The sequence below is a fragment of the Thermoplasmatales archaeon genome (assembly GCA_026127925.1).
Classification (GTDB): Archaea; Thermoplasmatota; Thermoplasmata; order Thermoplasmatales; family Thermoplasmataceae; genus JAKAYB01.
The window spans coordinates 33,008-55,991 of the sequence record JAJSLM010000007.1; the positions used below are offsets into that span (position 1 = coordinate 33,008).

General features: G+C 40.1%; 25 protein-coding genes. 13 read left to right on the top strand and 12 right to left on the bottom strand.

Annotated features, from left to right (window positions below):
* Positions 1–143: 143 nt before the first annotated feature.
* From LVQ96_07000 to LVQ96_07010, 3 genes are all read left to right on the top strand, one after another.
* Positions 144–791 carry a hypothetical protein gene (locus LVQ96_07000; protein ID MCW6170902.1) on the top strand — a complete coding sequence of 216 codons (648 nt, stop codon included), beginning with the start codon at positions 144–146 and terminating at the stop codon, positions 789–791.
* A gap of 78 nt (positions 792–869) precedes the next feature.
* Positions 870–1,853 (top strand): GTP 3',8-cyclase MoaA, encoded by a 984-nt coding sequence (gene moaA / locus LVQ96_07005; protein MCW6170903.1) that lies wholly within the window; start codon positions 870–872, stop codon positions 1,851–1,853.
* A complete protein-coding gene (locus LVQ96_07010; GenBank protein ID MCW6170904.1) occupies positions 1,807–2,058 on the top strand; it encodes a MoaD/ThiS family protein in 252 nt (83 codons plus the stop codon). Before moaA ends, LVQ96_07010 begins: the two co-directional genes overlap by 47 nt.
* 3 nt (positions 2,059–2,061) lie before the next feature.
* Here the strand turns inward: LVQ96_07010 and fdhD are convergent, their stop codons facing one another.
* The 3 genes from fdhD to fdhF are packed head-to-tail and all read right to left on the bottom strand — an operon-like array spanning position 2,062 to position 6,324.
* Positions 2,062–2,916, bottom strand: coding sequence for a formate dehydrogenase accessory sulfurtransferase FdhD (gene fdhD, locus LVQ96_07015; GenBank protein MCW6170905.1), 855 nt, complete (start codon positions 2,914–2,916; stop codon positions 2,062–2,064).
* Entirely contained in the window at positions 2,913–3,371 is a 459-nt protein-coding gene (locus tag LVQ96_07020; protein ID MCW6170906.1) for a DUF1641 domain-containing protein, read from the bottom strand. Before LVQ96_07020 ends, fdhD begins: the two co-directional genes overlap by 4 nt.
* 7 nt (positions 3,372–3,378) lie before the next feature.
* On the bottom strand, positions 3,379–6,324 hold the full coding sequence (gene fdhF, locus LVQ96_07025) for a formate dehydrogenase subunit alpha (protein ID MCW6170907.1): 2,946 nt from the start codon (positions 6,322–6,324) through the stop codon (positions 3,379–3,381).
* A gap of 188 nt (positions 6,325–6,512) precedes the next feature.
* Between fdhF and LVQ96_07030 the strand changes: the two genes are divergently transcribed.
* The 8 genes from LVQ96_07030 to LVQ96_07065 all read left to right on the top strand — a co-directional run bounded on the left by LVQ96_07030 (position 6,513) and on the right by LVQ96_07065 (position 13,110).
* Positions 6,513–6,920 carry a molybdenum cofactor biosynthesis protein MoaE gene (locus tag LVQ96_07030; GenBank protein MCW6170908.1) on the top strand — a complete coding sequence of 136 codons (408 nt, stop codon included), beginning with the start codon at positions 6,513–6,515 and terminating at the stop codon, positions 6,918–6,920.
* 222 nt (positions 6,921–7,142) lie between these two features.
* Positions 7,143–7,391 carry a hypothetical protein gene (locus tag LVQ96_07035; GenBank protein MCW6170909.1) on the top strand — a complete coding sequence of 83 codons (249 nt, stop codon included), beginning with the start codon at positions 7,143–7,145 and terminating at the stop codon, positions 7,389–7,391.
* Positions 7,388–7,837, top strand: a complete 450-nt coding sequence (locus LVQ96_07040; protein MCW6170910.1) for a cytochrome c oxidase subunit II — start codon at positions 7,388–7,390, stop codon at positions 7,835–7,837. Before LVQ96_07035 ends, LVQ96_07040 begins: the two co-directional genes overlap by 4 nt.
* Positions 7,837–9,543, top strand: coding sequence for a cbb3-type cytochrome c oxidase subunit I (locus tag LVQ96_07045; protein MCW6170911.1), 1,707 nt, complete (start codon positions 7,837–7,839; stop codon positions 9,541–9,543). The genes LVQ96_07040 and LVQ96_07045 overlap by 1 nt, the downstream gene beginning before the upstream one ends.
* Complete coding sequence (locus tag LVQ96_07050) at positions 9,543–10,064, top strand: hypothetical protein (GenBank protein MCW6170912.1); 522 nt, start codon at positions 9,543–9,545, stop codon at positions 10,062–10,064. The genes LVQ96_07045 and LVQ96_07050 overlap by 1 nt, the downstream gene beginning before the upstream one ends.
* A 17-nt stretch (positions 10,065–10,081) precedes the next feature.
* Positions 10,082–10,948, top strand: coding sequence for a heme o synthase (cyoE, locus tag LVQ96_07055; protein ID MCW6170913.1), 867 nt, complete (start codon positions 10,082–10,084; stop codon positions 10,946–10,948).
* A complete protein-coding gene (locus LVQ96_07060; protein MCW6170914.1) occupies positions 10,945–12,423 on the top strand; it encodes a hypothetical protein in 1,479 nt (492 codons plus the stop codon). The genes cyoE and LVQ96_07060 overlap by 4 nt, the downstream gene beginning before the upstream one ends.
* 24 nt (positions 12,424–12,447) lie before the next feature.
* Positions 12,448–13,110, top strand: a complete 663-nt coding sequence (locus LVQ96_07065; GenBank protein ID MCW6170915.1) for a hypothetical protein — start codon at positions 12,448–12,450, stop codon at positions 13,108–13,110.
* A gap of 148 nt (positions 13,111–13,258) precedes the next feature.
* On the opposite strand, the gene LVQ96_07070 is transcribed toward LVQ96_07065, so the two are convergent.
* From LVQ96_07070 to LVQ96_07085, 4 genes are all read right to left on the bottom strand, one after another.
* Complete coding sequence (locus LVQ96_07070) at positions 13,259–13,660, bottom strand: acyl-CoA thioesterase (protein MCW6170916.1); 402 nt, start codon at positions 13,658–13,660, stop codon at positions 13,259–13,261.
* Complete coding sequence (locus LVQ96_07075; GenBank protein MCW6170917.1) at positions 13,644–14,174, bottom strand: hypothetical protein; 531 nt, start codon at positions 14,172–14,174, stop codon at positions 13,644–13,646. The genes LVQ96_07070 and LVQ96_07075 overlap by 17 nt, the downstream gene beginning before the upstream one ends.
* Before the next feature lie 98 nt (positions 14,175–14,272).
* The gene (locus tag LVQ96_07080) at positions 14,273–15,256 is read right to left on the bottom strand and encodes a hypothetical protein (protein ID MCW6170918.1); all 984 of its coding nucleotides are present in this window, start codon (positions 15,254–15,256) and stop codon (positions 14,273–14,275) included.
* A gap of 6 nt (positions 15,257–15,262) precedes the next feature.
* A complete protein-coding gene (locus LVQ96_07085) occupies positions 15,263–15,661 on the bottom strand; it encodes a metal-dependent transcriptional regulator (protein MCW6170919.1) in 399 nt (132 codons plus the stop codon).
* A 237-nt stretch (positions 15,662–15,898) separates the two neighbouring features.
* On the opposite strand from LVQ96_07085, the gene LVQ96_07090 reads away from it, so the two are divergent.
* Entirely contained in the window at positions 15,899–17,725 is a 1,827-nt protein-coding gene (locus LVQ96_07090; protein ID MCW6170920.1) for an NFACT family protein, read from the top strand.
* Here the strand turns inward: LVQ96_07090 and LVQ96_07095 are convergent.
* The 4 genes from LVQ96_07095 to LVQ96_07110 all read right to left on the bottom strand — a co-directional run bounded on the left by LVQ96_07095 (position 17,722) and on the right by LVQ96_07110 (position 21,132).
* Positions 17,722–18,651, bottom strand: a complete 930-nt coding sequence (locus tag LVQ96_07095; protein MCW6170921.1) for a bifunctional phosphoglucose/phosphomannose isomerase — start codon at positions 18,649–18,651, stop codon at positions 17,722–17,724. The genes LVQ96_07090 and LVQ96_07095 overlap by 4 nt on opposite strands.
* 513 nt (positions 18,652–19,164) lie before the next feature.
* Positions 19,165–19,944 carry a hypothetical protein gene (locus LVQ96_07100; GenBank protein MCW6170922.1) on the bottom strand — a complete coding sequence of 260 codons (780 nt, stop codon included), beginning with the start codon at positions 19,942–19,944 and terminating at the stop codon, positions 19,165–19,167.
* Between the two features lie 97 nt (positions 19,945–20,041).
* Positions 20,042–20,350 (bottom strand): hypothetical protein, encoded by a 309-nt coding sequence (locus LVQ96_07105; protein MCW6170923.1) that lies wholly within the window; start codon positions 20,348–20,350, stop codon positions 20,042–20,044.
* Positions 20,351–20,457: 107 nt separating this feature from the next.
* On the bottom strand, positions 20,458–21,132 hold the full coding sequence (locus LVQ96_07110) for a 16S rRNA methyltransferase (GenBank protein MCW6170924.1): 675 nt from the start codon (positions 21,130–21,132) through the stop codon (positions 20,458–20,460).
* Between the two features lie 169 nt (positions 21,133–21,301).
* On the opposite strand from LVQ96_07110, the gene LVQ96_07115 reads away from it, so the two are divergent.
* Complete coding sequence (locus tag LVQ96_07115) at positions 21,302–21,931, top strand: transcriptional regulator (GenBank protein ID MCW6170925.1); 630 nt, start codon at positions 21,302–21,304, stop codon at positions 21,929–21,931.
* Here the strand turns inward: LVQ96_07115 and htpX are convergent.
* The gene (gene htpX, locus LVQ96_07120; GenBank protein MCW6170926.1) at positions 21,926–22,900 is read right to left on the bottom strand and encodes a zinc metalloprotease HtpX; all 975 of its coding nucleotides are present in this window, start codon (positions 22,898–22,900) and stop codon (positions 21,926–21,928) included. The two genes, LVQ96_07115 and htpX, sit on opposite strands and share 6 nt — an antisense overlap.
* Positions 22,901–22,984: the final 84 nt, after the last annotated feature.

Here is a 22,984-nt window from a genome sequence, read left to right on the forward strand (position 1 = left end):
TGCATCTTGACCAGTCGAAATCGTGCTCGTTACTTATACTTTCTCACAGAGCGTGGGCAGCAAAATTTTAAACATTGTTAATTAGACAAATAATCTTATTTAATCGGAATGCATGGTAAACCACGAAGCCATGGTATTTTGAATTGGTCAGACGCTGCATAGAACTGTATGGTTATGAACACGTGATCTCCCTAGATCTGGAAACATTAATTCATAAGCAGCGAGACTTTTTGACAAACGAGCCTATAATAGCTGTTTCCATCAGTTACTTCAAAGATTCTATAAATACTGAGCTATTTGTTGCTAAGAACGACAGTAAAGAGGAGGAAGAAAACATTCTTATAAAGTCAGGGAACTTTGTTTCTTCACTTGAACCTGCTATTATCATAGGTTATAATCACACAGGTTATGACGTACCACTTCTACAGATGAAATTGAAATCGCACTCCGTTTTCTCACAGCTTTACAAATTCAAATATTATCTGGCTACATCATATGTATTAGACATGATGTATGTTGTGGCGGATTATCTCTACTCCTACGATGGTGACTATAGACTAAGGAAACTCTCAGAAGTAGTTTCGCACGAGGCATTTTCTAGCCTGGATCTGGATAGAAAAAAGAATCTTGTCATAAAGGAAGGAAAAGGGGTAGGAGAGGTGATCGAGGATCTCTGGAAATCCGGTTCTAATGATTTCATCGATTACATAAGAGGTGATACGCGTGATATCTTGAAGATATTTTTCAGGTTATTTTCACAAGAGAAATCCTCACAGCATAGTACCCCTTAAGAACCGGAAGTGACGATTGTGCCCAAATAGTAAGCTGAGCTAGATAATGTTTAATTAATAGATTATCATTATAACTTAATGTCTCCATTTAAAGATTCGTATGGTCGTCCAGTTACCAGCATGAGAATACAGGTAAACACGACCTGCAATTTTAAGTGCTTTTTCTGCCACATGGAAGGAACTGGAGTACATTCTGAAACACTTTCTGCTGAAGAGATAGAGCGTGTTGTAGAGGTTGCAGCGAGACATGGTGTCAATAAGATAAAATTTACTGGCGGTGAACCTACTTTAAGACACGATATTCTGGACATAATCAAACTAACAAGGAAGCACATATCAGGAAATATTTCCATGACAACAAACGGTATCATGTTGCCGTCACTTGCTCAGAAACTTAAGGAGGCTGGGCTTGATCGGGTAAACATATCTATGCACTCCATAGATCGTGATGGTTTTCAATTCATAACCGGCGTTGATGCTCTCGATAAAGTTGTGAATGGTATTCGAGCGGCCAAATCTGCCGGTTTTGAGCCTATAAAGATAAATTTCGTGGTTCTGAAGGATGTGAACATAGATCAGATCCCTCGGATGATCGAACTGTCATCTAACGAAGGAGTTATATTGCAACTGATCGAGTTTGAAACAATACGAGAAAATGAAAATTCCGAAGAATATTTGAGATATCACGTGCCGCTTGACGGTATCGAAGCATCTCTCAAGGCAAATGCAGAGAGGGTAGACTATAATAGCCTTCATCTTCGGCCCAGGTACACTATTAACATTAATGGGAGGAAAGCTGTAGTTGAACTCGTAAAGCCCATGCATAATTACGAATTCTGCAAGCATTGCACCAGGATAAGGCTCACGTCTACAGGTGCACTGAAGCCATGCCTTATGAGGGACGATAACTATACGGATATTATCTCCGGAATCCGAAACAACTCAGGTAACGATCTGCTGGACGGTATATTCAGGGAAGCCGTGATGAAAAGGGAGCCATACTGGAAGGAAGAGTATGAACTCAAAAATAGTGATAAAGTACTTTGGATCAATCAGGGATAATATTGGTATCTCGGAGGAATACCTGGAAATCAGTGACGGCTGGAAAGTTGCAGATGCTGTCGATATCCTGAATCAAAGACACAAAGAATTAAAACCGGGATCCAATAATTTTCTTATGGCCTTAAACAAGGAATACACCAATAAATCCGCGATTTTAAAGAATGGAGACGAACTTGCAATATTTCCAATGGTAAGTGGAGGATAAAATCTATTCAAAAATTATCCTTTCTTGATGAGTGTACACATTGAATCCATTTTCGCGCACGAAGCAGATAAGGGTGATACCTAGCACATCGGCGGCTTCTATGGATAGACTGGATGGTGCAGAGACAGAGCTAACTATGGGTATTCCTGCAATTGCCGCTTTTTGAACAATCTCAAAGCCTGCTCGTCCACTGACCTGCATAATGAAGTTCCAGGCAGGTAAAAGATGGTTCCACAACATATAGCCTATAACTTTATCGACAGCGTTATGTCTTCCAACATCTTCGGCTGAAATGAGCATTTTCCCGTCTTCATCGAATATTGCTGCAGCATGAACACCGCCTGTTTCTTCAAATACCGCCTGGTATTCAATCAGTCTCTTTGGCAGTTCAGTGATAAAATCCGAAGTAACGCGCAAGCTTGATCTGTTTATCCTTCCAATCCTCAAAAATATATCATCAACGCTGTTCTTGCCGCAGACACCGCAACTTGAATTCACTACGAAATTTCTTCCATGTACACTTTTGAACTCATGCTTAAGGTCAAATTCTATTGTATTGTCTATGGCGATCCCATCGGCCTTTACGTTGCGTACTGAAATTATATCTTCGGGACTTCTCATGGCGCCTTCGGAAAAGAGGAAACCGGTACCTAAAAATTTGTCCATTGTCGGTGTTCTCATTATAATTGCATAATTTCTCGTTTTAGATCCGTTATACGAGACGGTGATCTGCAAAGGTTCCTCCACGGCAACTTTATCTGTGCGACGCTTCAACAGTTTCTGATTTCTAACCATTGCAACAGGAACATTCATTGTTCCTGATTCACCGGGGTATCTATGTACGTATCCCGAATTCATTTCTTTCCTGCTGATCCTATTCCCTTCAAAACCCCAAACATCAACCTAATTCCCTCAGCAATATCCGGATCCTTCATCATCTGCATAATTGTGAGGATGCCTATATTTTCCGCTTTAGGTGTCTCACCTAGGCCATTGATCGATTCGGTCAAGCTCCTTGAAATGCTGTCTAACTTGTCCGAGTTTATATGTGAGAGGAGTGAAACTAGAGATGAGGAATTCCTTAAAAGTCGAACGTTTGATTCTCTCAACATCTCGTTGGAGACAACGGACAAAATTGCGTCCGGATCGGACAACACCGCTTTTATTATCGTTAAAATCCCTGACTTCTCTATAACATCAATTAAGGATATCATCTCCTTTATCTGCCCATAGTGTTCCGATACTAAGCCCGTAAGTTCAATCAAATTATCCATGTCGTCAATTTTTTCCACAGTTTCTATACTTTTTGCCATTTTTATATCACTCCGTCACTAATTTTACGTAATCCTTTCTTTTCCATTTATTTTCAATCATAATTCCCTTTTGCGGCATAGCAGAATAAAATCTAGGGTTACTTTTCGGCAGCGGAGAATTGCCATCCCCATCGCTAACCTTTTTAATCTTGACTGGAAGTTCTTTATACGCTGGTGTATGACTGACCTGGTCCATGATGCGACCAGTAAGATTGTTTACACCCCGTTCCCCCTGCCCGTTCATAGGAAGATAAAGCTCATTCCCAGAAACCCTTTCTGTCACCAATGCAGGTACTGTTATAGATCCCCATTTAGAGGTTATCTTGATGAGATCTCCATTCGAAATGCCTCTGTCCGTTGCAAGCGCCGGAGATATTTCTACAAAAGTGCCTGGAACTTTCTCTCTAATGCCATCTGTCTTATAGGTTTCGTTTCCTTCATGGAAATGCTCCAATAACCTGCCATTGTTCAGTTGCAAATCATATGTCTTGGAGGTTGTAAGCGGCTCTGTATATGATAGCGGAAAGAGACGTGCTCTTCCATCTGGAAACGCAAATGATTTTTCATAAAGAAATGGTGAATCAGTCCCGTCTTGGGATACAGGCCATTGAAGGCTCTTAAACCATTCCATCCTGTCATATCGAACTCCAGAAAACATGGGTGTAAGTGCAGCCGCTTCTTCCATCACTTCTGCGGGTGATTTGTAATTCCAACTTACTCCCAGTTTGTTGGCAAGCTCCCTGAATATAGCGAAATCCGATCTGCTATTTCCTAATGGGTCCATCGCCTTGTATATCCTCTGGATTCTTCTTTCTGTGTTCGTAAACGTGCCCTCTTTCTCAAGGCTAGCACAGGCCGGCAAAACGACATCGGCATACTTGGCGGTCTCCGACAGGAACATGTCCTGTACGACCAAGAAGTCAAGGTTTGAAAGCTTCTCTCTTATGTAGCCAGAATCCGAGCCGGTTTCCGCGAGCTCCTCTCCTATGACGTACATAGCCTTTATTTTTCCATCCTCAATGGCCTCTAGGCACGTATTGTTGTCGTATCCCGCGTTTGGATTTATTTTAGCATTCCAAGCCTTCTCAAATTTTTCTCTTACTTCTGGATCTTTTATACTCTGATAGCCTGGAAGGAAGGCGGACATTGCTCCAAAGTCACTTGTTCCCTGGACATTATTATGGCCCCTCAAAGGATAAGCTCCTGTACCACGTCTCCCATAGTTTCCGGTCACAAGAAGTAGATTAGAAATCGCGGTAGAAGTGTCACTCCCCATCTGATGTTGAGTAACACCCATAGCCCATAAGGCGCATACCCTCTTTGCATTATGAATCATTTCTGCAACACTTTTCAAACTTTCTTGCTCTATGCCAGAAACCTCAGCTGCAAAGTCAAGTGTAAATTTTTCAAGACTCTTTTTGTATTCCTTTAATCCGTTTACTCTTTCATCCAGAAACTCTCGGTCTTCCCATCCTTGATCAAGAATATATTTCGTAATTGCACTAAGCCATACCATATCGGTTCCAGGCTTTGGATGGAGGTATTTATCCGCTCTCCTAGCCATCTCATGCATCCTGAGATCAGCAACTATCAGTTTTTGTCCATTGAGCTTGTGTGCTCTTTTGACTCTGGTAGCAAGAACTGGATGCGATTCTGCAGTATTTGTACCGACGGCAAGAACAAGGTCTGCCATGTAGATATCCTGGATTGATCCCGCATCTCCTCCATAGCCCACTGTTCTCCAGAGTCCATTCGTGGCAGGTGCCTGGCAGAATCTAGAACTATTATCCACATTATTTGTTCCAAATACCTGCCTAGCGAGCTTCTGGACCATATAGGCTTCTTCATTTGTGCCTTTGGAGGAAGCGATAAATTCAATTGCATCTCCTCCGGACTTATTTTTTATGTTCTTGAGACCTTTTGCCACGGCATTAAGAGCCTCATCCCAAGAAGCTTCTCTAAATATATCACCCTCCCTTATAAGAGGGTTTTTCAGGCGCTCTTTGCTATTCACAAAATCCCATCCAAATTTTCCCTTAATGCAAGTAGAAATACCGTTGGCAGGAGACTCTGGTTGCGGCTGCACTTTCAATATGTCTCTGCCTTTTGTCCATATCTCAAATGAGCAGCCGACGCCGCAGTAAATGCAGACCGTTTTTGTCTTTTTGATCTGGAATTCTCGTAATTTCGATTCTGCATTACTGATCGCCATTACAGGAGCCATTGTTAATTCATGTTCAACGGACTTTACTGCATCAACCATGGATTTTCTTGTATTTCTGTCAATATTGGTTAGGTATCCAGCCTTTCGCAACATGCTCTTTTCCATCAAGGCATTAACTGGGCATACGGTAACACAGTGCCCACAGGATACGCATGACGATTCATTAGCAGGCACCCCTTTGTCCCATATAACTCTCGGTCTTGGCAAGGTCCAATCTATGGAAAGGGTTTCATTGACCTGTACATCCTGGCACGCCTCAACACAGCGTCCACAAAGAATGCACTGGTTCGGATCATAGGCGTAGAATGGGTTGGAATCATCATAACTATATGGTTTTGGTTCAAACGGATATTTCTGAACCGTTATGTCAAGGTCGTGAACAGCATTATGAAGTGCACAGTCTCCATTGTTATTTTCACAGACAGTGCAGTAAAGCTCATGATTATGTAGAATCAACTGCACAGCCTCTGTGCGAAGATTCTTGATATCGACTGATGAGACGTCTATAGAATCACCGTCCTGTATTTGTGTTGAACAAGATCTTAGAACCTTTCCGTTAATGTTGACAAGGCATGAATCGCAAGACTGTAATGGACCAAGGTTAGGTTGATAACAAATATGGGGAATGTCGTAATCTAATTCAAGCAATTTGTTAAGAACTGTATCCGGAGTTTCGAACGAAAAATCTCTTCCATCAATTTTGACATCAATATTGGTCGCTGCTTTCACTTCAGCATCCTCGAGTCTCGATCTAAGAATAATAATTAAACCTTTTGTCATAAAAATTATACAGAAAATATTGGGCGCTGCTTCACGAGTGTTGCTCTAAAAGTAGGATTCAATGTTAGATCGCATGCGGAGGCTCATTGGTGAGCGCATTTCAGGAATAAATTTATTCAGGCAAGTAATCAATATTCATGGATGTCACAATCCAGAAGAACAAAATCAACATTGAAGAGTTAATAGAAAAAACAAGAAGTGAAAAGGCTGGTGCAATCGTTACTTTTCAAGGTACAGTCAGGAAATTCACGGATTCAATAGAAGTAAAATCACTTTTTTATGACAGTTATCCTGAAATGGCGGTGAAAATGATTCGATCTATAATGGAGGACGCCACGAATAAATACAAGATTCTTGACGTAAACGTAATACACCGTATCGGTGAAATAGGCTTGTGCGAGGATTCCGTTGCGATATGTGTCAGTTCGCAACACAGGAAAGAGGCATTTCTCGCGTGTGAATATGTGATCGACATGATAAAGGAAAAGGCCCCCATATGGAAGAAGGACATTCTTCAATCAGGCGGATCTAAGTGGCACAACTGAATTATTATTTCCACATCCTGTGCTGTCAGGCTTAGTAATAGGTTCATTTTTCTTAATTTTGCATTTGTATACTCCATCCCAGTAACCTTTTGCACCTCTTCTAAGTGCCAGTAGTTTTTTTCATGCGAATAACGTGATCTATAATTAATAGACACTGTAAAATAATGGGTTTTTACGCAAATGGGAAAAAAGGTTTAAATAAAGGTCTTTGATCAAGACATAATGCAAAAAGTTGAGAATTTAATAATCTCCTTCTTAATAGTATCTATAGTGATAGGGGTTGTTGCATATTTCATTCTAGGATTCCTTTTTTCTTTACATTTTATTGGCGTTCCCGGGGTTCCTGCAAGTCAAGAGGCGCAACCAATAATGGCAACTGGAATTGCTGCTATGGCATTTACAATATTGTTTATGATGTATCCTGTTGTTAAATTCGGAGTAAAGAATGATGAAGGTGACGATTTCAGATGAATTCTAAAACAAAAATTGAGCTGCTCTTTGTCGTCGTCGTATTAATAATATTGATGTCTGCTGCTGGCCTTAACATAGTTTACGTATTGGGACATGAATCAAACATCGCTACTGCTAAAGATCCATCTACAGTCCCAGCTGGTTCCACAGTTATTAATGTCACCGGTTATCAGTGGGCTTGGCAATTCACATATCCGAATGGAACGAGCAGTACTGATGTGCTGTGGGTTCACGTTAACACTGAGTACACATTTCAAGTAATTAGTAAGGATGTAATACATGATCTGCTAATTCCTGCGTTAGGTTTGCAAGTGTATGCGGTACCTGGACATCCAAACCAGGTGAGTTTCTCCGTTAATAAAGTAGGACACTACATATTCGAATGTGTGGAATATTGCGGTGAAGATCATTATCTTATGCGAGGAACAATGGAGGTTTTGAGCTAATGTCAACAGAATCTCTTTTAATAATCTCTGGCGTTGTTCTTTCAGTCGTTGCAATATTGGTTTTTCTGATATATTATCTAGTGGCAACCAAGGGGAGTGTGGTTGCTGAGGTTGCTGAAAAGGATGGCTATCAAGATAAAGATGTGTTCATAAGAGATCAGACATGGGGAAAACCACGATATCTAAGTTGGTCGGTACTTTCCGCAAATGACGCAAAAAGCATAGGCCTTCGTTTTATTTTCACATCTTTATTATTCCTTTTCCTTGCCGGTGCAATCGGGGTTTTCATGAGGATTAGCTTGGTCGATCCAAATCCCACAATAATCACCCCTATCGTTTACAACGTCTTGTTAACTCAACATGCGGTCTTAATGATATACATGTTTGCTCTCGGCTCGGCAATAGGGCTGGCGTATTATCTTCTACCCACTCAACTACATTTGAAGAGAGACGATCTTGGAAGATATTCTTCATTTGCTTACTGGATATGGCTTCTTGGGGGCGTTTTATTCTTCATATCTCAGTCCAGTATGAGATGGTACATGTATCCGCCACTTTCTCTTGAGATGCAAGCCTATGGGGCAGGAGTGTATAATTCGGTCGGAATTTTTGCTGTTGAACTAATCTTTATCGGCGTATTCATGGCCTCTATCATAGTACTAAGAATAATTTTGATTGATAGATCAGATGACATTCCTCTCAGCAAGATGCCCATATTCGCGTGGGCCATGGTTTTTACTGCAATAATGCTTATCAGTTCCGCTCTGCCACTGATGGTTGGAGTAGGTATGTTGTTTTATGACGTTTTTAACCCGATATTCTTTTTGAAGGATCCATTGACATTTGCGGTGATATTCTGGTTCTGGGGACATCCTGTGGTCTATCTGGCAGTGCTTCCTGCGTTCGGCTTGATGTATGATGTAATAACGAGGTTTACAAAGAGGCCAATGTACAGTTATTCTTCTGGTGTCTTTTCGTTGGGTCTTCTGATGATACTAAGTGAACTTGTTTGGGGGCATCATCTCTTGAATTCCGGTCTTGGCGTAGATTGGGTCCTGTTTTTCACTACCTCCTCATTCTTCGTCGCCATCCCTTCTGCAATTACTATATTCAACATGATCGCAACTTTGTGGACTGCCAAGAAGATACGAATAACAACGCCCATGCTATTCGTCCTTAACGCTATTTTGGATTTCACGCTTGGTGGGGTTGCAGGTGTAATGCTGGCGAATCAATCTATTAATGAAATTGCTCATGGGACATATTTCGTTACAGGGCACTTTCATTTCATATTTGTTGGTGTAACCCTTGGAGTCTTCATGGCTATATTCTATCTCCTCTATCCAACATTCTCCCATGGTAGGACTTACGATACGCGCTTGGCCAGATGGCATTTCTATTTCACGGCTGTCGGCTCTTTTCTTATGTCTGTTTCATGGGAGGTTGGGGGTTTTATAGGTATGCCTCGTGCTGTAGCAGGGTATTTCCCGCAATTCCAGCCGTATCAGGACAGTGCCATTTTGGGTGGTGTTATAATTGGTATTGGGCAGCTCATCTTCCTGTATAATATAACGAAAAGCTGGTCTGCTGTTCCCAGCGTGGATTCGTCAAATATCTTAGAGTATAGAACCGAGACAAATGATCCTATTGAATCAAGTGACGTCGGTCCAATTGCAGCTAAAGAAGAAGGAGGTTCTGGTGCATAATGGCGTTTAAAAATGCTGGTGTAGGTTTTGCCGTGATAGTCATCGTGGTTGTAGCTTTATCGTTTGGATATATAGGCGTGTCTCATATGGCGGCGTCCTCATCTTTAACACCACCGCCGCACGCAAAAACCAATCATACAGCTTACACTCATCTGTGGGCAGATGCAAACGGATGGGATTACAACCATGGTAAAATTAATCCAACTCTTTATTACAATGTTACAACAATGGTCTACTGGAATGTGACGGAAGAGGATAATGCTCCGCATACACTTACTATTTGTTATGATGGTGCTTATTCTGTTGCGTTATTTGACAAGATAAATTCAACCATTGCAACATCCCCGTTGACATGGGAGAAGAGTCCCAGCTATACAATTATCGGAACGAATCTGCTTACGGGTCTCAATACCGGTCAGACAGTTCATGCGACGTATCCCTTTTTGACGGGTGGAATTTATACGTATTGGTGCACTGTCCATCCAACGTCAATGTTTGGTATCATTGTCGTAACCGGATGAGAAAGAAAGTGATGTAGGTGAACGCAAAAGATTTTTTTAAATTATTTAAAGTAGAGATTACTCTTCTCGTTGATCTCGTCGCTGTCGCTGCTTTTTTTTCCAATCCTCTTTTTTCTACAAGGGTAGTACTAATTGCGCCCCTGCTTGTTTCAGGTACATTGGCTTCGATGTCTGCGGGCTTATTTAATAATATTTATGACAGAGATATAGACACAAAGATGGATAGGACTGCGTACAGGTGGAAGCTTATCAATGATTCTAATCTGAAGCAGTTTTCTGTGTTTTCTATACTAATGGTAGCAGCTTCATTTACAATAAGCTATATTTTCATAAATTTGCTTACTGCGCTTTTGATATTCAGCGGTTTTCTGGCCTATGTGGTCCTTTACACTATTGTTTTAAAGAGAAGAACGTCCTGGAACATAGTTCTGGGCGGAATAGCAGGAAGTTTTCCAGCTTTAGCGGGCTGGTCGACATTGTCAGATTCGTTATCTATTACCGCTTACTTTATTGCTTTCCTGGTATTTCTCTGGACGCCCACGCATTTCTGGAACCTTGCAACGTCTCATGTCGAGGAGTATAAGAAAGCTAATGTCCCTATGCTTCCTGCAGTCGTATCCAGAACGAAAAGTGAGTTCTATGTTCTTTTGAGTAGCATCATTCTTGTCGTGTATAGCTTAATTCCACTCGTTGTTCGTTCAATAAACGTGGGGATTCTCTATTATGTATTCGCAGTGGTGATGGGAGGCGTTATAGTATATACTGCAGTAAAACCGTTGATCTCTCCGGTCAGCGCGAACTTCTTTAAAAAGTCGTTCGGTTTTACAAACTTCTATCTATTAATACTCTTGATTTCCATATCCCTTGTAAGTATAGTAAGATGAATTCACTTATCAAGAGCTATGTACTATCTGCGGGTTCCTTCGTTTCGTTCTTTATAGCCTTTGTTTTGGGCATTTCTGAAGGCCAGATTCTGATAGACACTGATGTAGCGTTGCCTGTGCTAATTGGGGTCGTGGTACTATTGCTACTTGAGGCCATATGGCCTGTAGTTAAAAATGAAACAATATCGATGTATCTGAAAATGTTCATTACGCTGTTCTACGTACTTGTAGCATTTTTTGCTTTTCCGATCCTGAACCTCTTCCTGATATTCTTGATAGCCGTATTGATAAGTTTTTATGGGTTTTTCTTACGTTTTGGAATTAAAAGTATACCAACCAAGAAGTTTCTTGCATCCTCAATAGTATTTATAATAATGATGTTTCTCGCAACGCTCTTAAGAGAAAATTTTGTACCGGAGAATATTGGTATTCTCGTCGGTTCAGTTTATGACGACGTGCTTCCAGGGGGCGTTACATTCATGTTTCAGAATGGACTAGTATTTTTTTCCAGGTATTTCGTGGTAACTATCAGTCCCCAAACCCTCATGCTGTTTTCCCTTCTGTCTGCGCTTCTTGTCGAGAATTATGTTTTGATATTTCGATACGTTGGAAAACATGCCAAATCGGCTCTTGGTGGCCATCTTACACAGGCTGTATCGGTTGTCAGTTGTCAATGCGAATCCCTGGTCGCCGCCTTTCCTTCCATAGTGACTCTTCTGCTAAGTTTTCTCGCTCTTCCTTTGATACTGGAAAGTGTTGTTTTGGCTGGCATAACAAATTTCCTTTTAAGAAAGAGGTTCTTGCTTTCCAGGCCCTCACGCATTCTTCAATCATTATGGCCAGTAAGGAGAAGAAGCATCTTCATTTTTGCCACATCTATTTTTCTTCTCGCGATACCGGTAGTTGAGATCATAGGTATATATTACGGTCTTCAGGACACACTTTATTTTTATGGATCTATAAATTTTTTAATGCTTCTAGGTGGTACGTTCTTTTCGATCTTGCTGCTTGAGTTATTGACTGTGAAAGGCAGGCAATGGAATTTCGGTACTATTTCTCTCCTCTCTATAGGTACTGTAGCTATGTTTGTTTGGTTTATTCCGTATTTGGTTACTAAGGCTGTGACGGATCCCGGTATATTTGCACTAATGAGTATCACGTCATTCATTTCAGGCATGATTTTCGGGATTGCATACGTTTTTTCCAACAAGGGATTCCGGAAAGTCATTATTGAATACATTCCGATGATGTTCACACTTTTCGCAATGGTTGTATTCTTTTTCTCTGTTGTCACATCTTACACCGTCTGGCCTATGTTCGGTCTGATAGAGCAGTTCTTCTTCAGCATCTCGGTTTGGCTTGTTTTCCTTCCGATAATGTGGCTGTCGACTGTAACTGTATTGAACACATACGTTGTGGAGAAAAGGGAAAGAATTACATCTAATGTTAATATTGACACTGACTACGGCCAATGACACCTTTAGGCGAAGTTTATTTTGATGGAAATGAATGAAATGGATAGAACGAATATCACCCCTCCAGAGAAGAAATTCACTTTATTATTCGCTTTTTTAGAATTTGTGTTTTTCGCTCTCTTCTATTTTAGTCAAGATTCTTATATAAACCATACACTGGTTTTCCACATCTATATTTTTACTGCCCCCGTTATAATAATAGTCTTGATATGGCTGATACCAGAATTAAGAAAAAAAGTAAAATCATTACTTGTATCAAAGGATTTAATCATATTTGTTGCAGTGTTAGCTATTTGGTTATATGCTTATGATGTCCAACACATCGGTGTTTCGTCTGTGTTTTCATTCCTTTACTACCCAGTGATTCTTGAGGAGTTAAATTTTAGATTCATTGTAATAGAGTTTTTGAAAAATTACACCTCAGACGGAAGAGCTATCATTTTTCAGGCATTAATGTACACTCTGTTTTACGCTAGTTTCGTAATATTTTATCCCAGTGGATATCCTGGTCTTTATTCTCTCCTATTTATTCTTGATAATTTTGCTATGGCCATTATTTACGGGGCGATATACTATTTACGGAAAAACATCTACTTAACCACTGCACTGCATCTTTCATTCTATCTGCTCTTGGTTTTTCTTCCACTTGATTTTGGATGGCTGGGTTATGTAACCACACCAGTTTGATAGTTAAAAATACATCAAACGATTTTTGCTACTTTTAGTCCACAAATAATCGCTTCCTAGTTACAGGATCTCTTTCAGTAATAATCGGGTTAAGGATAATTCCCAAGATCAATGATAAAAATGTGCACTCATACATGAATCTCTTCAGTTATTTTGATTTGAAGCCTAAAGATTTTATTATCTCTTCTGGAACAGTCTTAGGCTTACCATTCTGATCTACAAACACCCCCACTATGGTGGCAGTTGAATAAACTGTACCGTCGTCTGAGTATATCTTATGAAAAAATGTTATGCTTGTCTTACCTATCTTTGCGATATCTGTCCCAACATGTATATCATTCTCAAAGAGTATCGGTTTCAGAAAATCAATCTCCGCCCTCGCTATGACTATCCCGATTTCAACAGGTTTTGTTTTATAAAAATTTTTGAGGAAGTTTACTCTTGCGAGTTCATAGTAAGTTAAATAAGCAGCATTGTTGACATGCCCAAGTGCGTCTATATCACCATACCTGAGTTGTATGTCTGTAACAAATTCATCGTAAGCCATCATCTATGAAGCCCACAAGGTAATTAAAAACTTTTGTAGGATTCTCAAGGCTGGAATTATTTACAGGCCTAATATACTTAATAACGGAACCAGCTATTAAGTCGTGGAAACTTAAGTGTTCAAGCACATATAACTTATGCATAGGCACTCCAGAAATTATCATTGTCGGGACATTAATTCCGTGTAACTTAGTTTTAATCGTCCCATCATCCTTTGGATCGATGAGAATTAACTTTTGCGTCACCTTTTCCTTAGAATAGAGAATATCTATGACCGGTTTCACCATCCTGCCTTCGGCGATAATAGCTATAGGTGGCTCTTGGGCGCTAACTTGCGATCTCAATACGGTAGCCGGATCACTTAACAAACCGGGGTTATTAGTATAGTTTTCTATAATTTCAATCACAAAACCATCGAGAGTAAATTTTCTCTCAATAAAGTGAATCGCATCGTTTTTCTCAGGAATAAACCAGATTATTTTGCCTTTCCTTTTCTCATCGACGTCGTTTTCAGCCATACTTACGCCTTCTCGAATTTATTGTAACTTTAAGTTATCGGGTCTCTTGGGGTCGAGAATTTGTTGTCAAGTTCACAGAATGACAAAGAAGGATTAAGTTATGACGCTTTGTTGATAATTTCTCTATTAGCACCTGTAATCCTTTCCTCTTTTTCCAGTTCGATTGCTTTATGCATGTTAATCTCGTAGGCTATAACCCCTATTACTGCCACACTAAAAACCACGATGAAAAATGGCAAGCCGAGAACGTCCAGATTGTGAACCTTAAGACCCGTGTCTATGCCATAGTTCCATAGCGCTGGGAAAATAATTGTTACAATCCCGGCAATTACAAACGCTGAACCACCGTAAGTTAGAACATAAGAACTCATGCCACGTGCTACAGTCTGTATTCCCTGCAGCGACAGTTTCTTTGCCTTTGAAAGCCACATACCAAAAATTGTACCTGCCAAAACCTGCATGGTCATTGTTCCAAGGCCAAAAAGAAGGCCTGGCATAAAACCAATATATATTGGCATGGAAGGCGCAAGAACAAAATATATTATAAGAGCAAAAGCACCAAACCCAAACCCTGCAATGAGACCGTGAACAAATGCAAGCTTCATCGGGATAGGTTTATAGATCCCATGATCCTCTCGAAGGATTGGGTTTTTTATGTGTTCGAATTCTTCCTCCTCCTCTAGGGCCCTATGTTTGTGTATTCCAAAAAGGCTGTAAAAGGCATGCTCTATTACATGAATATGGGGGTAATGTAGCTTTTTTGATATGTATAGACCAGAAATAGCCATTACTGTTCCCACTATAACATATATTAAACTATTGAAATATGGGTAAAACATGAATCCTGTTAGAGCAATAGCTGCGATTTCTGACATTATGGCTCTTTCAAGTGTAAATCCGCTTGAAAATATTAAACCAGCCTTGGCACCACCTTTCACAGAGTAACTTCCCACCGCATATGAAAACGTGATGGGCCATGTGTGTTCATCTGGTGTAATGCCATGGACTATACCAAGCAAATAAGAAACCAAGAAAGCCGCATAAATGCCTTCGTACTGGGGATTCCATAAGTTGATATCCATTCGCACTCACTCGTTTATGGGATTGCCATGTGGACAAAGTTTCGGGTTGCCAAGGTTGGAGGATAGTCTTTCAATGATATCGTGCTTAAAAACATAATCAATCTCTGATGCCACCTCACAACATTCACTTTTCGGGATACCATAATTATAAAGCATAACTTCTATAATTCTGTGACTTTCAATAACGTCGTGGTAAACTTTCTTTCCCTTGTCCGTTAATATTACCATACCCCCTCTCCTCGAAACGAGACTCTTTGATTCAAGTTTATCAAGAAGTTGTATTGTAGTCGGAGGCTTGACCTTTAGTTTTTTAGAGATGTCAATTAGTCTGTCGGGAAAACCTTCCTTTACATCATTACCTATGAATACAAGGCAATCTCTCTCTCTATGGGTTAATTCTAACATAACTCACCGTAAATTAGTATTACACTAACATATTTAAAGCTTATGAAACATAATTAAGTTAAACATAACGAGTTACTTTTGACCAGAACAGTCTTTAACATGATTAAGATCAATTTCAAGGCACAAATGATGAAGGTTTCAATCTTCTCGGGAAGCGATAAGCAAAGATAGAACCATAGAAGTAGTTGGACATTGTGGCGAATATAGAATAAGGTGCGTATTATTACTGACTAGAAAATGAATCCAAGACCATCTTCAATAGATCTTTATGCGTTCGTTGAACTAAATAGAAAAAAGATAGAGGATGGGATAATAAAGAAGGTTTACCAGACAGGCAAAAACGATTTTCTTTTTCAGATTTATGGTCGCGACCACAAGAAATTCTATCTATTCTTGTCTCCCATAATCGGCTTTATGATTCATGATCTGGAGAGGCCTGAATCCCCCTCCTCACTAATAATGCTGCTTCGAAAGAAAGTTTCTGAAAAGAGAGTGGTTAAATTTGAGCAAATAAATTTTGACAGGATATTGATGATCACTCTACACTCGGGGGAACAAATAATTTTTGAGATGTTTAGGAGCGGCAACGTCATAATAACCGAAGAAGGAAGGATAACTTTTGCTTCCGAAACCAGAGAGTGGAAAAATAGGAAAATCGCTAACGGTGAACCCTATTTGCCTCCCTCCTCTATGAATCCGCTCAGCCTTAGCGAAGACGGCCTTAAAAGTATACTAGAGAATAGCAATGCATCAATTGTTCAGACACTGGCGTCAAGAATGAATATCGGAGGAGACCTTGCAGAGGAAGTACTGTATAGAGCAGGCTTAGACAAATCACTTCTGGCAAAGAATTTGACGGCAAAAGCGAATGTGATTCTTGCAAAATTTCATGAAATACTTAGCGAATCGCTATTAGATAAGGCGTTCTATTATGCGGGACCAAACATTCTTTCACCAATTGAGTTCAAGCATTTAAGCAAAACCTCCGACAAAGAGTTTGGAGAATTCAATGAGGGACTCGTCGATTTCATACTGTACCATTACCCGCAGGATAAACCTGTCACAGAGGCGTTGCGAAGAACAGATTCCATAGAGAAAAGCATAAAGGAATTCGAGGAACAAGAAAGAATAAACGCGGAACTAGGGCACATAGTCGTATCAAATCTTTCAGCTGTCGATAGAATTATCAAAACGGTGAGATCAAATCAATCAAATCCCGATAAATCACTGTACCCCAAAGTGGGCGAATTCTCATATAAATCATACGATCCCGCAAGAAAGGAGATCGTACTCAGTGACGGTGAAAGAGAATTCAGACTCGATGCAAACGTGTCCGCTGGTCAGAACTCTAACATTCTATTTTCCAAATCAAAAGAGTATCGGCAGAAAATAGTAGGCGCAAATAAAATCCTGGAACAAACTATCAAATCGTCCAAAAAGAAAGAAACTGAAAAGAAGAAGAAACGGAATGCAGAGTGGTTCGAGAACTATCATTGGTTTTATTCCAGCGAAGGTTTCCTCGTAATAGCCGGAAGGGATGCCAAAAGCAACGAAAGGATTGTTAAGCGGCACCTTAAGGACAAGGATATATATGTCCATGCAGAAGTTTACGGCGCTCCAAGTACTATTGTTAAAGTTGAGGGAAACCTTAATCCTACAGATAAGACCCTGACCGAAGCCGGAGTATTTGCAGTCTCTTTCTCCAGAGCATGGCCAGCTGGTGTCGCCAGTAGCTCTGCATACTGGGTTCTCCCGAGTCAGGTAAGCAAGACTCCAGAATCCGGGGAATACATCTCCACTGGTTCCTGGATTGTCAGAGGAAAGAGGAATTACATGCCGAATCTTCCGCTTAGGCTACAAATATCCATGTACTCGTCAAAAGGCATTGATATCCCCATGATTCATCCCGTGTTCGAAACAAAAAATCAGGAAAAAACAGTCACCATAGTTCCTGGCGAAATGAAGCGACAGGAAGCTGCAAAGGAAATTTCCAAGAAACTCGGTGTAGAGAAAGAGGAAATTGAAAAGTTACTTCCACCCGGGGGGTCAAGAATAGAAGACTAAGTCAGTCTTTTTTTCAGTAATTCAATTTTTGAAACGTCTTGCGGATCGACTTTCCTGAATTTTGCAAGGTGATAGGATACATAGTCTCCGTAATGAACAAGAAAGAATAGTTTTTCTATAACGCTATTGCCTTCCGCGGCCACTGGATAAAAGTCAACACCCGTGATCTTCGAAGTTTCTTCGATTCTCTTCTCTATACGCTCATTCACTGATCCCCTGAACGCTATATATTTGAACATATCTTTCCTAAATGTGTCTCCAATTGCCATTGTCTCATTATGATTCAGCTCCGGAAAATAGTTTGAAAAGGCCATTATTTTTGAGTTTTCGTTAAATTGTGTTTTCCACCTATAAGCGACCCATGCAAACGGGAAAAAACCCATTATAACCGGTATCCTCTGTTCTTTAAAAATTTCGAGAGCAAGTTTTTCCTCTTTTGAGTGATCTTCATCCATACTTTTTAGCACCTTGAATGTGGCATCGCGCACATTATTCGTTACATCCATAAAGGTTGAGAGGAGGGGCATCAACATATATCCAAGCGAGGATCTCGGTTGTAAGCCACCTGGTATTCGGATAGTTTGGAATCCCATTCCTGATATTTTCCCACCGGAAGTTATTGCAACTGTAACGCAATGATTTCTTTGCGCTTGATTCAACACAGATACCGTTTCTTCAGTGTTTCCAGAATAGCTGACTCCTATCACCAGAGTTCTATTATTGGCATATTGTGGGAGGTGATAATCTGACACAACTTTAACCGGTTTTTCCGAATAAAGTTCAGAAAATATCCTTCCAACTATACCTGAGCCCCCCATACCTGCAACAACTACGTTGTCGAAGTCTCTATCTATGGCAAATTTTTCTGAAAATCTTACTTGGTCTTTTAGTGTTACCAACTCTTGTAGTAACTTGTCATCTGGCATGACACAGTGATTGTGTCGTTATTAAAAAGGTCTTATCACAACAAAATAACCGAAAATCGCTGTAACAACAGCGGCAGTCGTTATGACGGCCTTAATCTTAGTATCGGAAGACATACTCTTTTATTAAATCAACGTACTTAATCTTTTTTAGCCTGCTGGGCAAGAAAACTGTCACAGGAGAGTTTATCCTACGATAGGAGATCACCAAATAATTTTAACATTTGCAAGCAGAAATTGCCCTTTCGCAAGATAGGCGATGAAAGCGAGTAAATGTTTATTCTCGGCTCCATGATATTGTAATGTTCGCTGACAGACAGAAATGAAACAGGTCGGATCGCATATTGCTTCATCCGTGCCCGCATCCGTAAAGTCAGATGGTTTAGCATGTGGGACAGAGTACTTTCGGGAGGGGGGATTCAAGCCCATGGAGATTCCGCCAGCAACCTTTGAAGTGGGAAGATCAATGCAAAAGCGGGGGAGACGGTCACCGATAGTGCCTATGTTATATCATGATCACTTATAGATGCTCCCATGGGCTAAAAGCATGCCAAAATAGTTCTCCACATAATGGTAATCATAATGCATTCTTATGTTTCCCTCTTCCAAAAATCCCTTTAAAATGATCATGTTCCAGAAACTGTCCGGCTTCGCGCCATCCACTATCTCTTTACTGACATCCCTAAGAGTTTGAAAATTGTTTGATCGAACGCAGCGTTCCATTATATCCTCGTATCTCTTAGAATCACCAGAATATCCATAAGGACCACTCTGGGAATGGGTATGGGCCTGGTCAGCGCTGAATAATACCGATACCTTTTTATTATAACTATCAACATCATGAAACAGATTTCTGCCAAAGGTTTCAAGATCATCAAGATTCCAGATTCTAGGTTGGCCCATTACAACGAGTTTCTTTTTATTAAAAAAATATAATGGTATTAATGAACCAAAATCGAGAGGGAATACAGATTTTGGACCAGAAGAGGTAATAAACGAGGCTTCCTCGGCCAATTTATTATTCCTGATGATTTTAAGTGAGAGATCCTTCTCATTTCTGTACTTTCTTCTTATAATTTTGTTTCCCAACTTCAGATATCCCCAAAAATAATCCGTTAAGAGAACCGATATATTTCTACCTAACCTCAAGCCATGAGGGCTTATTATCGCAAGTATTTCTGCATTGTCTGCCTTAGATAGCGTAGCAAGGCGAGTTGCAAGGATCTTGCTTTGTTTATTTGGAAGTGTTATCAATTCGTCGCCATGCGGTGTAATATATACGTCAGTGAAGGTCATACGACATAAAGCGATTATGCGGATATCTATTTTTCCAGAACGCAGAAAAATGACAAAAACTAGTTCTAGTTGTACAAAAATGGATTATTTAAAATTTTTAAAATTCTACCTTGACCTTCCAGGAAGTTCTTTCCTGCATGGTATCTGCTTTCACACCTTTTTCGTTAATTCTTCGTTTAGCATTTTCTGCTTCTCTTTCATCAAGATATTGAAGAAACATCCCATCAATACCGAATTCTGGCACAAACTGTTGTTCGGACAGAACATCAGATATTTTTTCGACGGTAGAGAGAAACAAATTTTCTTCTACGTGAAACGATCCTCTAGAAATTCTCTTAATTCCCTCCTCTTTGATAGATTGATAAATCATTTTGTTTATCTTCTTTTGGATCTTCTTAGTATTCAATAAAACGTTAATTCTACAATAGATAAAAGTTTTTTCCGCGACATCTGGTAGCAGCACAGGCAAGTTGAATTGAAAAAATATTTCGTTTTCCAAATTCGCTCTCAACTTTATTGTACTATCTTATTGTCGCGTTCGTACTGGACAATAATCTCCATTGCTGTGGTCCAAATCGTTAGTTCTTCATCGAATATACGATACGCCTTGGCGGAGCTGTAAACATCCGAACTGTAGTCTCCTTCTGAGAATCCGCCTATGATAACTGTTCGCTCGCCTAGCCCTTGAAAGAGGTTAGAAACCAGAATCGGGTCCCCTTTTGGTGAAAGAACAGACAGATTCCCTGTGACGGCACTACCTAATAGATCTTGAATAGTACCGTCGGACATTTTCATTAACGTTTTGCCTTCACTCTTTATTTCCTTCTTTTTGTAAAGGTCTTCAATCAGCCCAATAAATCTGTTGTAGGACTTCGGAAGTTTTACTTCTGGGTTAAACGATATAATTTTATCTCTCTTCGTGTGAATATATATCTTCAGCTCGCCTTTCTTGTTAAGAATGCTTTCCATGCAGACCTGAAGGAAATTATAAATAATATCTGGCCTGCCCATCCTTCGCGATCCCCCATTATAATAACGATCTATGGCTGTGTGCATGTAATTGCTGTCAAGAATGATTTCCTTAACGGGTTTTTTTCGCTGTTTCGCTAATTTTATGATAGAATAATCATCCCACATTTCCTTGGGGATCAATTCCAGTTCCGCGTCAACAAGAAGAATAGTTAACATAGAAGGTTATAGCGCAACTCAATAATATATTTGCACGCCTGAACGGGCGTTAAAAATAGAGAATCGTTTAGTTTCACTTTTCATAATTCTTGGAGACGCGCGATATTAATTTTGTAAACTTATTAATGTAGTAACGTTATAAATATATAACCTTCAGAAATACCAGAACATGAACAAATATCCCTCGGACACAAGAATTATACTAGAATTAAAGACATCGAACGGGCTAAGCCTGAACGATTTATCGCAGAGGATTGGCATCTCAAAGATGGGTGTATTAAATCAAATACAGAAATTGGAAAATAGAGGGATGATTGAACGTAAAATAATCAAGAGTAAGATAGGGAGGCCTTATTTTGTCTTCACCCTTAGGGAAAATTCAAAGAGTATGGTAAATAATTCAAGTGATGCCATGCTGGAGGATTTATTGACTTATATTTCAGAAAAAGGAGAAGGAGACATAGTAGAGCGCTTCTTGAAGGATCGCTATCAGGCTATCAGAATCGAGTACTCCAAGAAACTCTATGGTCTTGTTCAAGATAAGAAGATAGAGGCTTTAGTGAAGCTGCGTGAAGAAGAGAACTACTTCCCAGAGCACAACAAATTGAACAATCAGGCTGACGAACTATTGGAATATAACTGCCCCATATTCCGGATATCAAACAGATTTGGAATTGCGTGTTCCCTTGAGACTTCATTATTTTCATCTGTTCTTAACATGGATGTAAAATCAACTCACAGGCAGGTTGACGGAAGTGGTTTGTGCAGATTCCTTATATCCAGAAAAAAAGATCTATGATTTGTATCTTTCCAAAAGCTGTATTCTCTTGGCGGGGTGTGGATGATCACTAAAAATCGTAGACACTAAACTTGGCTTCATTCTTTTCCACTGGTCTAGGAGGTCCCGGTAGTCATGATATTCGGCATCTCTGGAGCTGGAAAACATTAGCATGTTGGAAAAGGACGAACCAGCACTTGAGGTGTTACTCCTGTTCTGTTGACGTCTTGAGAATCTATTGTAGCTTTTTTGTACTCCGTAACTGCTGACAATTTTCGCCAGAGCAGTCTGGAGATTCTCCGCACCGCCATCAACAGTCTTAGCGGCGTTTATATCTGCATAAGCCTCTCTCATCCTATTGACTGCAAGTATCATCAAGTTGAAGACAAAACTCACAGCAACAAGAAGTATTGCAATGAGAAATATGTAGCCCCCATTGTTTCGGTTACCACCAGAAAACAGGAGCATAAATCCAAAATAAAAGATCAATGTTGGTATTAAGCCTATGGCCATCAATAATTCAACATCCCTGTGCCTGAGGTGCCCCATCTCATGACCTATAACTGCTGCCAGTTCATCCTTGTTAAGGATATTTAATGCTCCTCTCGTAATGGCCATCCTTCTTCCGGCAATAGGTGACCCGAAGGCAAACGCATTCGGTTCATTTACTTCTGCTATGAAGATTTTCGGCACCTTTTGTTTGTTCGCTTGGCTAACGTTGCTGACTAGTTGAACCAGCCAGGAATACTCCATGTCAGTCGCGCTGATCTCTTTGAGTCGGTACATCCTTGAGATGACATAAGGAGAGAAGAGCCACTGCATTACGTCCATAACAACTATTATCCCAATTATAAAATATACACTGATAATGGATAATGAAAAACCCCAGACAAGTTTCACGGTCAATGCAATTATACCTACGGCTATACCCGCAATAGCTATCCCGACAAGGACACTTGCGATCCTTAATTTTGCTGATAAGAAATCCATCGAAACGTGATGTAAAACTAAGATTTAACCTCTTTCAGCTCCCCATTTTAACGGGTAAAATGGTATTCAAGAGGTTCGGTCTCC